General features: G+C 71.5%; 14 protein-coding genes. 5 read left to right on the top strand and 9 right to left on the bottom strand.

The genetic code is table 11. The features are described 5' to 3' along the window. The first annotated feature begins 48 nt into the window (after window positions 1-48). The 3 genes from ACWEEU_RS25095 to ACWEEU_RS25105 all read left to right on the top strand — a co-directional run bounded on the left by ACWEEU_RS25095 (window position 49) and on the right by ACWEEU_RS25105 (window position 2,461). Entirely contained in the window at window positions 49-369 is a 321-nt protein-coding gene (locus tag ACWEEU_RS25095) for a hypothetical protein (RefSeq protein ID WP_385749516.1), read from the top strand. A 94-nt stretch (window positions 370-463) separates the two neighbouring features. Next, window positions 464-1,294 carry a PP2C family protein-serine/threonine phosphatase gene (locus ACWEEU_RS25100; RefSeq protein ID WP_385749518.1) on the top strand — a complete coding sequence of 277 codons (831 nt, stop codon included), beginning with the start codon at window positions 464-466 and terminating at the stop codon, window positions 1,292-1,294. A 153-nt stretch (window positions 1,295-1,447) separates the two neighbouring features. Beyond that, a complete protein-coding gene (locus ACWEEU_RS25105) occupies window positions 1,448-2,461 on the top strand; it encodes an MASE1 domain-containing protein (RefSeq protein ID WP_385749520.1) in 1,014 nt (337 codons plus the stop codon). 30 nt (window positions 2,462-2,491) lie between these two features. On the opposite strand, the gene ACWEEU_RS25110 is transcribed toward ACWEEU_RS25105, so the two are convergent. From ACWEEU_RS25110 to mgrA, 6 genes are all read right to left on the bottom strand, one after another. Further along, on the bottom strand, window positions 2,492-2,902 hold the full coding sequence (locus ACWEEU_RS25110; RefSeq protein WP_451735072.1) for an ATP-binding protein: 411 nt from the start codon (window positions 2,900-2,902) through the stop codon (window positions 2,492-2,494). Between the two features lie 307 nt (window positions 2,903-3,209). Then, a complete protein-coding gene (locus ACWEEU_RS25115; RefSeq protein WP_385749524.1) occupies window positions 3,210-3,383 on the bottom strand; it encodes a CsbD family protein in 174 nt (57 codons plus the stop codon). Between the two features lie 125 nt (window positions 3,384-3,508). Then, window positions 3,509-4,129: a DedA family protein gene (locus ACWEEU_RS25120; RefSeq protein WP_385749526.1), complete on the bottom strand. Its 621-nt coding sequence runs from the start codon at window positions 4,127-4,129 to the stop codon at window positions 3,509-3,511. Between the two features lie 176 nt (window positions 4,130-4,305). Next, complete coding sequence (locus ACWEEU_RS25125; RefSeq protein ID WP_385749528.1) at window positions 4,306-5,538, bottom strand: cation:proton antiporter; 1,233 nt, start codon at window positions 5,536-5,538, stop codon at window positions 4,306-4,308. Window positions 5,539-5,543: 5 nt separating this feature from the next. Next, complete coding sequence (locus tag ACWEEU_RS25130; protein ID WP_451735074.1) at window positions 5,544-6,029, bottom strand: cation:proton antiporter regulatory subunit; 486 nt, start codon at window positions 6,027-6,029, stop codon at window positions 5,544-5,546. A 204-nt stretch (window positions 6,030-6,233) separates the two neighbouring features. Beyond that, on the bottom strand, window positions 6,234-7,280 hold the full coding sequence (mgrA, locus tag ACWEEU_RS25135) for an L-glyceraldehyde 3-phosphate reductase (RefSeq protein WP_385749533.1): 1,047 nt from the start codon (window positions 7,278-7,280) through the stop codon (window positions 6,234-6,236). Between the two features lie 298 nt (window positions 7,281-7,578). Between mgrA and proP the strand changes: the two genes are divergently transcribed. Further along, a complete protein-coding gene (gene proP / locus ACWEEU_RS25140) occupies window positions 7,579-9,123 on the top strand; it encodes a glycine betaine/L-proline transporter ProP (protein ID WP_385749535.1) in 1,545 nt (514 codons plus the stop codon). Between the two features lie 14 nt (window positions 9,124-9,137). Here proP and ACWEEU_RS25145 read toward each other — a convergent pair whose 3' ends face one another. After that, window positions 9,138-9,329 (bottom strand): hypothetical protein, encoded by a 192-nt coding sequence (locus ACWEEU_RS25145; RefSeq protein ID WP_385749537.1) that lies wholly within the window; start codon window positions 9,327-9,329, stop codon window positions 9,138-9,140. Between the two features lie 336 nt (window positions 9,330-9,665). Here ACWEEU_RS25145 and ACWEEU_RS25150 point away from each other — a divergent pair, with 336 nt between their 5' ends. Continuing rightward, on the top strand, window positions 9,666-10,088 hold the full coding sequence (locus tag ACWEEU_RS25150) for a helix-turn-helix domain-containing protein (protein WP_385749539.1): 423 nt from the start codon (window positions 9,666-9,668) through the stop codon (window positions 10,086-10,088). A gap of 246 nt (window positions 10,089-10,334) precedes the next feature. Here ACWEEU_RS25150 and ACWEEU_RS25155 read toward each other — a convergent pair whose 3' ends face one another. Next, window positions 10,335-10,610, bottom strand: a complete 276-nt coding sequence (locus ACWEEU_RS25155) for an IS3 family transposase (RefSeq protein WP_451735160.1) — start codon at window positions 10,608-10,610, stop codon at window positions 10,335-10,337. A 17-nt stretch (window positions 10,611-10,627) separates the two neighbouring features. Beyond that, complete coding sequence (locus ACWEEU_RS25160) at window positions 10,628-10,894, bottom strand: helix-turn-helix domain-containing protein (protein ID WP_385749541.1); 267 nt, start codon at window positions 10,892-10,894, stop codon at window positions 10,628-10,630. Between the last annotated feature and the right edge of the window lie 133 nt (window positions 10,895-11,027).

The following is an 11,027-nucleotide window of genomic DNA, read 5'->3' on the forward strand; positions in this document are numbered from 1 at the left end:
GAGCGCCGCGATCGGGGGTAGGAGGGCAGGCCCGAGGAAAGGAACGCCATGACCACGTACGTCATCTCCGTGCCCGGTACCTTCACCGACGGGATCGAGCCCGACGCCCGCGCACGGCTCGGCCGGGCCCTGCGCCCCGCCGACCCGCACACCACCACCATGGGCAGCGACGAGGACCTGGACGCCCTCACCGTCAACGACGACGACACCTTCACCCTGCGCCTGACCGTCGAGGCGGACACCGGCCCGCACGCCGAGCAGGAGGCGCGGCGCCTGGCCGACTCGGCCCTGCGTACCGCCGGGCTCGACGAGCGCACCGCGCCGCTCGGGCCCGCCGTGATCACCGGCATCGATTCGCAGGTGCGCTGACCGGCCGTTCCGGGTATTCACCCTACGAGACGACAAGACGCCAGGAATCGCCCAAAGGGTGCCCCGGACGTCTCCGCCCAGCCGGAAGTGACCGATGTTCCGCAAGCGCTCCACGGACGACGGCGACGAACTGCTGGCCCGACTCGGGTCGCTCACCGCGCAGGCGCGCGAGCGGGCGGAACTGCAGCGCACCCAGGTCGAGCTGGCCATCGCCCTGCAACGCGGCATGTTGCCCCGAGACCTGCCCCGCCTGCCCGGCCTCCATCTGGCGGTGCGCTACGCCCCCGCCTACCAGGGCCTGAACGTCGGCGGCGACTGGTACGACGCCTTCGCCATGCCCGACGGCCGGATCGGCCTGTCCATCGGCGACGTCCAGGGCCACAACATCGAGGCCGCCGCCTTCATGGGCCAGGTCAGGGCGGCCCTGCGCGCGCTCGCCTCCGTCACCAGCGAACCCGGCGAACTCCTCGCCCGCACCAACGACCTGCTGCTCACCCTCGGCAGCGACCTCTTCGCCACCTGCACCTTCCTGCGCCTGGACCCGGTCACCGGTGTCCTGGAGAGCGCGCGGGCCGGACACATCCCCTTCGTCTGGGCCACGGCGGACGGCAAGTCCGGGGTCGTCCACGACCTCGGCGGACCGCCGCTCGGCATCCAGAGCGGCATGGAGTACCGCGTCACCCGTCACCGGCTGACCACCGGGGGAGTGTTCGTCCTGCTCACCGACGGTGTGGTGGAGGGCCCCTCGCTCAGTATCGACGAGGGGCTCGACCAGGTCGTACGGCTCGCCGGCATCGCCGCCGTCGCGGGCCTCGAGGTGCACGCGCTCGCGGCCGCCGTGATCAAGGGCGCGGAGAACATCGGGCACGAGGACGACGCGGCAGTGCTCGTCGTCGGCCACGACGGCCCCGACGACGCCGCGTAGGACGGAACGCCTTGTGTGTGGTGGGGGCGACGCCACGCGGGACGGCCGCTTCGACGGCGCAGTGGACCATACGGCCGCGCCGTTTCAGCCGTAGGGCCGGTCGGCGCCCCTCTCGCGTGGCCGAGGGTGCGGGGCCGGTGTGAAAGTGCTCGTGTGGTGGCATTCCTGGACGCGCGCCGGGCGGCCGGCCCGGCCCTGCGCATCCTGGCCGTCGCCGCCTGCTACTTCACGGCGGGCTGGCTCGGACTCATGCGCCGCCTCGTCGTGGACGGCGTCGTCGTCACTCCCATCTGGCCGCCCACCGGCGTCGCCGTGGCCGCCCTGCTCCTCCTCGGACTGCGCTGCTGGCCGGGGATCACCCTCGGGGCGTTCCTGGTCGTCGCCCACCTCGGCGCCCCCGCGCCCTACGCGCTCGGCTACATGCTCGGCAACACCGCCGCACCCCTGTGCGCGGCCGTGCTGCTGCGCCGCACCGGATTCCGCACCGACCTGAGCCGCCTGCGCGACGGCGTCGCCCTGGTGTTCCTCGCCGCGCTCGGCGCCATGCTGATCAGCACCACCACCGGCGTCGGCCTGCTCGTCGCCACCGACGCGCTGCCCCCGAACGCGTTTCCCACCGTCTGGCTCGCCTGGTGGGTGGGCGACGCGATGGGCGTCCTGCTCGTCACCCCGCTGCTGCTTCTGCTCCGGCAGGCCCGCAAACCACCGACCACGCGCTGGAAGGAGGCCCTCGCGCTCGCGGTGGCCGCCTGCTGTGTCGTGCCCCTGGCCGTCTACAGCTCCTTCAGCCTGCTGTTCCTCGTCTACCCGGTGATCATCTGGGGCGCGCTGCGGTTCGAACTGGCCGGCAGCGTGGGCTGCGCGCTGCTCACCTCCGTGCTGGCCGCCCGCGCCGCGACCGAGGGGACCGGGGCGTTCGCCGAGCTGAACCGCGTGGAGGTCATGGCCAAGCTCCAGGGGTTCAACGGGACGATGGCGCTGACCGCGCTCCTGCTGTCCGCCGTGATCACCGAGCAGCGGCACACCCGGCGCTCCGTCGAGCGTGCCTGCCAGGAACTGGTGGAGGTGCTGGAACACCTCACCACCGGCGACGGACCGCCGCCCAGACCCGCGCCCCAGACCCCCTACGCCCCGGAGCGGTCCACACCGCCGGGCCCAGGACCCTGACTTGGGAGCCTCGGCGTTCCGCCGGGACCGTCAGTGCTTGGCGGGCACCGTCAGGGGGAGCGTCGCGGTCACCTGCTTGCCCCCGCGCTGCGGAGTGACCTCCCAAGCGGCGCACAGCAGCGTCACCAGCCGCAGCCCGTGCCCGCCGATCCGCCCGGGGTCCGGTGGCTGGGGCCGGGGCGGATCGGGGGAGCCGTCCTTGACGCCGATGCGCAGCGCGCCCCCGTCCGGGGACAGTTCGAGGAGCAGCGCGAAGGGTCCCACCGCGTGCTTGAACGCGTTGGTCACCAGCTCACTGACCACCAACTGGGCGTCCTGCACCACCCGGCGGGCCGGTACCGGCCGCACCCGGGCCAGCAGCGCACCGACCGCCTCCCGCGCCTCGGAGAGCGAGGGCACACCGGCGTCCCACTCCCGCCTGACGCGCAGGGGCGTCGCCATGCCGCTATGTGCGGGCAAGCGTGTCCCCGTCGTCGTCTGCGTCCTGAAGGGGAGGTCCATGGGTCGTCGCCCTTCTCCTCAGGGGCCGTCCCGATCCCTTCCTCGCGATCACGGAAGGCCGTGCCGTCCCTGTTGCGGTTACCCGCTGTGCCGCCGGACAAGAGCATCCGGCCGTCAATCGCCCCATCGCACACCTGTCCCAGGTGAGCGCCCCTGTGACCGGCCCGCGGTCGCACACACGGGCGGGCCCGGAACCCCGTGAAGGGAACTCCGGACCCGCCCGGCACCGGTGCGGTGTGGCGCCGGTTCAGTGTTTGAACGTGTCCTTCGCCTTCTCCTTGGCTTCGCGGGCATCCCCGCGCGCGCCTTCCATACGCCCCTCGGCTTCCATCTTCTCGTTGCCGACGGCGTGGCCCATCGTCTCCTTGAGCTTGCCCTTGGCCTGTTCGGCCTTGGCCTTGGCCTTCTGGTCGCCAGCCATGGGGTTCACATCCCAACGTGTCTCGGGTCCGCTGTCCCCCTCCGCCTGTCCGCTCCGCCCGGGTCCAAACCCGTACGGCACTTCCGTCCCCGCCGGAACATCCCGTGGACCGGCTTCCGGCGCGGTCAGCGATGCCGACGGCGCCGGACCACATGGCGTACGACCAGTGCCGCGACCACCACGGCCACGCCGATCAGCACATAGCGCTGGTAGCGGACGATCTCGTCGTACACCGTCGTGATGTGGCTGCCCGCCACATAGGCCACCGTGCACCACAGGCCCACCCACAGGGCCGCGCCGAGCGCGTTGAAGGCGAGGAAGCGCGGCCAGGGCATCCGGGTGGTGCCCGCGATCACCCCGTTGGCCTGGCGCAGTCCCTCGACGAACCGGGCCACGGTGACGATCTTGCCGCCGTGCCGGTGGAAGAAGTCCTCGGCGGCCTGGAAGCGCTTGGGCGTCAGGAAGACGTATCTGCCCCACCGCTCCACGAAGACCCGGCCGCCGGTACGGCCGATCAGATAGCCGAGGTTGTCGCCGAGCACGGCCGCGACGAACGCGACGCAGCCCACGGCCACGATGTTCAGTTCGCCCGCGCCCGCGTAGACCCCCGCCGCCAGCAGAATCGTCTCGCCCGGCGCGGGCACCCCGAAGTCCTCCAGGAACACGACGGCACCCACCGCCCAGTAGCCGTAGTGACCGAGCAGCGGGGCCAGAGCGGCCAGCGGGCCGGGCAACGGAGGCGACATGCCCCAACGGTACGCCGCACCGGCCCGCTCGCCCGCACTGACCTGCGGGAAGACCGCCCAGGGGGCTCCGGCGGGCCCAGGTTCCGCCGGTCTTCGCCCCCTAGGCACGGCACCTCGCCGCACGGCCGAGTCGCCCACGTACGTCCCGTACCAGGGCGACTCGGCTGCACGCCCCCTTAGGCGCGGCCGACCGGGTCCGCGGCGGGCTCCGCCGCCTCGGCCGCCGCCTCCACCGGCGCCGGGCGCGTCCGCCGCCGCCCGGTCAGCCGCATCGCGACCGCGTCGGTGTAGCGGGCGGTCAGCGGGCCGACGACGACCAGGATCAGCACGTACGCCGTGGCCAGCGGACCGAGCCGGGAGTCGATCCCCGACGTGACGGCGAGACCCGCGATGACGATTGAGAACTCGCCCCGCGCCACCAGCGTGCCGCCCGCCCGCCACCGGCCGCGCACGGACACCCCCGCTCTCCGCGCCGCCCAGTAGCCCGTGGCGATCTTGGTGAGCGCGGTGACCACGGCCAGCGCGAGCGCGGGCAGCAGCACCGGCGGGATGCTCGCCGGGTCGGTGTGCAGCCCGAAGAACACGAAGAACACGGCCGCGAACAGATCCCGCAGCGGCGCCAGCAGATTGTGGGCACCCTCGGCGACCTCGCCGGACAGCGCGATGCCCACCAGGAAGGCGCCCACCGCCGCCGATACCTGGAGCTTCTGCGCCACGCCCGCGACCAGCAGCGTCAGACCCAGTACGACGAGGAGCAGCTTCTCCGGGTCGTCGCTGGAGACGAACCGGGAGATGACCCGGCCGTAGCGCACCGCGACGACCAGGACGAGACCGGCGACGCCGAGCGCCACGGCGAGCGTGACGCTGCCCGCGGCGAGGCCGGTCCCGGCCAGCAGCGCGGTGATCACCGGAAGATAGACCGCCATCGACAGGTCCTCGAGGACCAGGATGCTGAGGATCACCGGTGTCTCACGGTTGCCGAGGCGCCCCAGGTCGCCGAGGACCTTGGCGATGACGCCGGAGGAGGAGATCCAGGTGATGCCCGCGAGGACCACGGCGGCGATGGGGCCCCAGCCGAGGATCAGCGCCATCGCGGCGCCGGGCAGCGCGTTGAGCGCGGCGTCCACCAGCCCGGCGGGGTACTGCGTCCGCAGATTGGAGACGAGATCGCCGGCCGTGTACTCCAGTCCCAGCATGAGCAGCAGCAGGATCACACCGATCTCGGCGCCGATCGCCACGAACTCCTCGCTCGCGCCGAGCGGCAGCAGACCGCCCTCCCCGAAGGCGAGACCCGCCAGCAGATAGAGGGGGATGGGTGAGAAGCGCAGCCGCGCGGCGAGACGGCCGAGCAGTCCGAGGGCCAGGATGATGGCGCCGAACTCGATCAGGAAGACCGCGGAGGAGTGCATCCCGATCACTCCCTGCCGAGGATGGCCGCGGCCGCGTCGACGCCCTCGCGGGTGCCGATCACGATGAGCGTGTCCCCGCCGACCAGCCGGAAGCCGGGGCCGGGGGAGGGGATGGCGTCCGCGCGGCGCAGCACCGCCACGATCGACACGCCGGTCTCGGTGCGCATCCGGGTCTCGCCGAGCAGCCGTCCGTTCCAGTGCGAGACCGAGGACAGCGCGATCCGCTCCGCCACCAGGCCCAGCTCGGTCGTGGACAGCAGGTTCGGGCTGTGGTGCGTCGGCTTCAGCGCCCCGGCGAGCGCGTCCGCCTCCCCGCCGGTGAGCTGGACGGAGAGCGCGCAGGCGTCGGGGTCGTCCTCGCGGTAGGCGCTGAGCGTGCGTGACCCGTCCCGGTGGGCCACCACCGAGAGACGGCGCCGTTCCTTGGTGGTGAGGTCGTACCGGACGCCGATTCCCGGCAGTGGTGTCCTACTCGTGCGTGCGGCGCCCATGGCGACCCCCCTGACGAATTTGACTCTTTCTTGAAGTGGCCATTACCGGCACCTTATCTTGACGGTGCGCGGCCGCGGAGGAAACGGCCTGGTCAGGGGGTATATGTGCCAGTTCGTCCCCCCTGTTTCGGAGGTCGGCGATTCAGAGGTCGGCCGACTGCCGCAACAGGGGGGAAACGCCCGGACGCCCGGAGCCGGAGGGGCTCAGCCGCCCATGGTGCCCAGCCGGGCCTCCCGCCACAGGTCGACGCCACCGTCGGTGGCGTACTTGTCGATCTCGGCCAGTTCCTCGGCGGTGAACTCCAGGTTCTCCAGGGCCGCCACGTTCTGCTCCAGCTGCTCCACCCGCGAGGCGCCGATGACCAGCGAGGTCACCCGCTCGTCCCGCAGCGCCCACGCCAGCGCCATCTGGGCCAGGGTCTGACCGCGCCGGGCAGCGATGTCGTTCAGGGCGCGCAGCCGGCCCCGCATCTCCTCGGTCAGCCAGGCCGGGTCGAAGGACTTGCCCTGCGCGGCCCGCGAGTCCTGCGGCACGCCGTCGAGGTAGCGGCCGGTCAGCAGACCCTGCGCCAGCGCCGTGAAGCCGATGACGCCGAAGCCCTCCTCCTCGGCCGCCTCCAGCAGCCCGTCGGTCTCGATCCAGCGGTTGAGCATGTTGTACGACGGCTGGTGGATCAGCAGCGGAGTGCCCAGCTCGCGCAGGATGGCCGCGGCCTGCCGGGTGCGCTCGGCGTCGTAGGAGGAGATGCCCACATAGAGCGCCTTGCCCTGGCGGACGGCCGTGTCGAGCGCCCCCATGGTCTCCTCCAGCGGGGTGCTGGCGTCCAGCCGGTGGGAGTAGAAGATGTCCACATAGTCCAGGCCCATACGCTTCAGCGACTGGTCCAGGGAGGCCAGCACATACTTCCGCGAGCCGCCGCCCTGACCGTAGGGACCGGGCCACATGTCCCAGCCCGCCTTGGTGGAGATCACCATCTCGTCGCGGTACGGCGCGAGGTCCTGCTTCATCAGCCGGCCGAAGTTGATCTCCGCCGAACCGTAGGGCGGACCGTAGTTGTTCGCCAGGTCGTGGTGGGTGATCCCGAGGTCGAAGGCGCGCAGCGCGATCTCGCGCTGGGTCTCGAAGGGGCGGTCGTCGCCGAAGTTGTGCCAGTAGCCCAGGGAGAGCAGGGGGAGGTCCAGCCCCGAGCGGCCGGTGCGCCGGTAGCGCATGGTGCCGTCGTAGCGAGCGGGGTCCGCGACGTGGTTCATCGGGTGTTCTCCGGGTGGTGCCGTAGGGGTGCCCCGAGACAAAGAGGGGCTGGTCCACCCTGCGCCTTCAAGATTCGGAAGTCCAACCGTCGGCTGTCATGAAATTGAGCGCCCCGGCTTCTGAATCGCCTGTGTGCGACCGGCACCGCATCCTCCGCCCGCGAGTGTGCGGTTCGCCCATGTGCCTGTTGCCGGTGTGACGCGCGGGGTGCTGGGCAGCAGGATGACGCACAGGGCAAAGCCCGGTGCCGCCGGGGTGCGCGCACGACGGTGGCACCGGTGGTGAAGGGAGCGGCACGTGAGCGATGCGACGTCCGACGGCGACAGGCCGCACAGGACGGGGGCGAAGGCATCGCAGGCCGTCACGGCACTGCCCCGCCAGGTACGCGAGGAGCTGACCCGCAGACTCCGCCGCAACCGGGGAGCCTTCGGCAAGGAGGACGTCCAGGTCGTCGAGCGACCGCTGCTCAAGCGGGCCGTCGGCGCCTCGGCGCTCGGCAACTGCATGGAATGGTTCGACTTCGGGGTCTACAGCTACCTCGCGGCCACCATCGGCAAGGTCTTCTTCCCCGGCGCATCCCCGGGCGCCCAGGTCATCTCCTCGTTCGCGACCTTCGCGGCCGCGTTCGTCGTACGTCCCCTCGGCGGCCTCTTCTTCGGCCCGCTCGGCGACCGGGTCGGCCGGCAGAAGGTGCTGGCCACCACCATGATCATGATGGCGCTCGGCACCTTCGCCATCGGCGTCATCCCCGGCTACGCCACGATCGGCATCGCGGCCCCGATCCTGCTTCTGGTGGCCCGCATGGTGCAGGGCTTCTCCACCGGAGGCGAGTACGGCGGCGCGACCACGTTCGTCGCCGAGTACTCACCGGACCGCAGGCGCGGTTTCCTCTCGAGCTGGCTCGACTTCGGCACCTTCGTCGGCTACGCCCTCGGCTCGGCCCTGGTCACGGGGCTGAACCTGTGGCTCACCGACGCCCAGATGCTCTCCTGGGGCTGGCGCATCCCGTTCCTGGTCGCCGGACCGCTCGGGATCATCGGCCTCTACATGCGCCTCAAGCTGGAGGAGTCCCCGGCCTTCCAGCAGCAACTGGACGAGCACGAGAAGAGCCTCGCGCAGGAGTCGGCGGGCAGCGAGTTCAAGGACATCATCCGGCGGCACTGGCGCGGACTGCTGATCTGCATGGGCCTGGTCCTGCTCTACAACGTCACGAACTACATGGTCACCGGCTATCTGCCGACCTACCAGACCGAGACGCTGAAACGATCCAGCAGCTCCGCCGACGTCCTCGTGCTCGTCGGCATGGTGTGGATCGTCATCCTGATCACCTTCCTCGGCCGCCTCAGCGACCGGGTGGGCCGACGGCCGCTGTACGGCTGGGCCGCGGCCGCGATGATCGTGCTCGCCATCCCGGCGTTCCTGCTGATCAAGGCGCACGGAACCTGGCTGCCGATCCTCGGCGTGCTGATCCTCGCCACCCTGCTGGCCTGCTTCGCCGCTCCCAGCGCGGCAACCCTGCCCGCCCTCTTCCCCACCGCCGTCCGCTACGCGGCCATGGGCATCGGCTTCAACTTCGCCGTCGCGGCCTTCGGCGGCACGACCCCGCTGGTCACCGCCGCGCTGGTCGACGCGACGGGCGACGACCTGATGCCCGCGTACTACCTCATGCTGGCGGGCCTCATCGGCCTGATCACCGTCAAGTTCCTCCCCGAGACCGCCCAGGTGCCACTCAACGGCTCCCGCCCGATGGTCGGCTCGCGCGAGGAACGGCGCGAGCTGATCACCACGTCGAAGGAGCTGTACGCGCTGGCGGAGGAACGGGCCGGGACGGGGCGCGGCTGACGCCGTCGTACTGGTCAGGCTCCCGACGGGGTGGCGGCCTTGAGCCGCCACCCATGGCCACCGCAGTCGTGCCGCAGCGGCGGGAAGCGGTGGCCCTGCACATCGGTGCTGTACTGGTGCGCCCGCCCGCAGTCGCACTCGTAGATCCCGGAAGTGGGGACCACGTCTCCGGGGTGATACAGCTCGGCAGGCGGCTCGTCGCTCATGAATTCTGTGTACAGCCGGGCGTCGGGCGGCGCGAGCGGAGCGAGGCGCCTCAACCCCGCCGGCAGTCGCCCGAGCACACGCCCGACGTGCCACGCCGCCCTCCTGGGACGACGTGCTCGGCGTGGTGGAGTACTGCCACACCTGAACTTGCCCTCGTTCGCCCGCCGGACTGACCTTCGACCGGGGGTGGTGGCGGCTGCGGCTGAGCTGCGCTGGTGGTCGGGCCGCACCGGATCGAGGCGGACTGGCGGTGACGGAGCCGAACTCGTGCCACTCGACCGGGGTGTGGGGCAGAACGACTTCGGGGGGCGGGTCGTTGGGTCTTAGGCAGGTGGATGTCGTGTCTCCGATGGGATGTGCCGGTGGTGTCGAGTTCGCTGCGGGAGCTGATCAGGAGTAGATTGGATCGTTTTGGCTGGTCTTATGGTGATGTGGCGCGACGCGGAGGCGTCTCGCGCTCCACGGTGCATCACCTGGCGACGGCGACGCGGCTCGCACGGATGCCGCAGGAGGCGACGCTGGAGGGTCTGGCCCGGGGCCTCGGCGTTCCGGTGGAGCCCCTGCGGCGCGCGGCGGCCGAGGCGGCGGGCGTCAGCCTCTACTACGAGTCGGTGTCCGAACAGGCCGACCCCGAGGTGGAGATCCTCATCGCGAGCGTCTGCCGGCTCAGCGCGGCGGACCGCCGACACGTGGCGGTGCTGGTGGAATCGCTGCTGACGGCGGGAGCGGAAGAACCGACGGAGGAAGAGGCGGGGTAGTCGGGGGTCCGGCCGTGCGCGGGCCGGTGATCCAGCCGATGACCGTCTGGACGGTGGCCGCGTCGAGTTCGGCGATGTCGAAGACGGCCTGGACGTCGGTGGCCGCGAGCGGTGCGCGCAGGGTGTCGAGCGCACGGTAGAGACGGATGCGATGGGCCTGGGGACCGGCGGAGTCGGGCACGGGCTGGACGGGGAGGTACGGGTGCGCTGTACCGAGCGGGGCTGCTGCTGTGTTCATGTTGTCCGTCAGGGGTTGGGGGCGGCGGTGCGACCGGTCCTGCCGTGGATGCGGGCCTGCCGCATGAGGTGTTCGACCGTGCCGTGGCTGACCGAGACGCCGTAGCGGTCGTGGAGTACCTGGTGGATGCGGCGGTAGCCGTAGGACGCGCCCGACTCGTGATGGATCGTCAGGATGAGCTGGGTGAGCCAGGCGTGGCGCAGGGCGCGGGGTGACGGCGGCCGTTTCCGGTAGGCGTAGTAGCCCGACTCGGAGACACCCAGGAGGGCGACGAGTCTGCTGATCGGGTGTCCGTGCGCGGCTACTTGAGAGACGACCGCGTAGCGCCTTTTGGGGGCATCGCGTCTTTCAGGGCCTCGATCGTCCGGCGGTGCATGAGGATCTCCCGCTCCAACTCCGCGATGCGGCCGCGGGTCTGCGCCGCCTCGGGGCGGGGGACGCGGGTGCGGCGCCAGCGGTAGACGGTCTGCGGCGAGATCCGCAGACGTTGCGCGATCTCCCTGGCCGGACGTCCTTGCGAGAGGAGTTCCATGGCGAGGTCACGTAGCTCGGGGTGGTGTGGGCTCACGGGGTCACGTCTCCGGTGTCGGGGTTCATGCCGGTCGCCCGCGCTCGTACGGGCGGAGCCTGACTTCTCTTCCGGGTCGGGTGGTGGCGGGGCGGGCCGTGCCGGGGCGGACGGCCTCCGGCGGCCGGGCAGG

The sequence above is a fragment of the Streptomyces sp. NPDC005004 genome (assembly GCF_053600675.1).

What these genes read in the sequence shown, in the direction of transcription:
- ACWEEU_RS25095 (WP_385749516.1), top strand. Translation starts at nt 49, where the DNA reads ATGACCACGTACGTCATCTCCGTGCCCGGTACCTTCACCGACGGGATC.
- ACWEEU_RS25100 (WP_385749518.1), top strand. Translation starts at nt 464, where the DNA reads ATGTTCCGCAAGCGCTCCACGGACGACGGCGACGAACTGCTGGCCCGA.
- ACWEEU_RS25110 (WP_451735072.1), bottom strand. Translation starts at nt 2,902, where the DNA reads ATGGCGACGCCCCTGCGCGTCAGGCGGGAGTGGGACGCCGGTGTGCCC.
- ACWEEU_RS25115 (WP_385749524.1), bottom strand. Translation starts at nt 3,383, where the DNA reads ATGGCTGGCGACCAGAAGGCCAAGGCCAAGGCCGAACAGGCCAAGGGC.
- ACWEEU_RS25120 (WP_385749526.1), bottom strand. Translation starts at nt 4,129, where the DNA reads ATGTCGCCTCCGTTGCCCGGCCCGCTGGCCGCTCTGGCCCCGCTGCTC.
- ACWEEU_RS25125 (WP_385749528.1), bottom strand. Translation starts at nt 5,538, where the DNA reads ATGCACTCCTCCGCGGTCTTCCTGATCGAGTTCGGCGCCATCATCCTG.
- ACWEEU_RS25130 (WP_451735074.1), bottom strand. Translation starts at nt 6,029, where the DNA reads ATGGGCGCCGCACGCACGAGTAGGACACCACTGCCGGGAATCGGCGTC.
- mgrA (WP_385749533.1), bottom strand. Translation starts at nt 7,280, where the DNA reads ATGAACCACGTCGCGGACCCCGCTCGCTACGACGGCACCATGCGCTAC.
- ACWEEU_RS25145 (WP_385749537.1), bottom strand. Translation starts at nt 9,329, where the DNA reads ATGAGCGACGAGCCGCCTGCCGAGCTGTATCACCCCGGAGACGTGGTC.
- ACWEEU_RS25150 (WP_385749539.1), top strand. Translation starts at nt 9,666, where the DNA reads ATGTCGTGTCTCCGATGGGATGTGCCGGTGGTGTCGAGTTCGCTGCGG.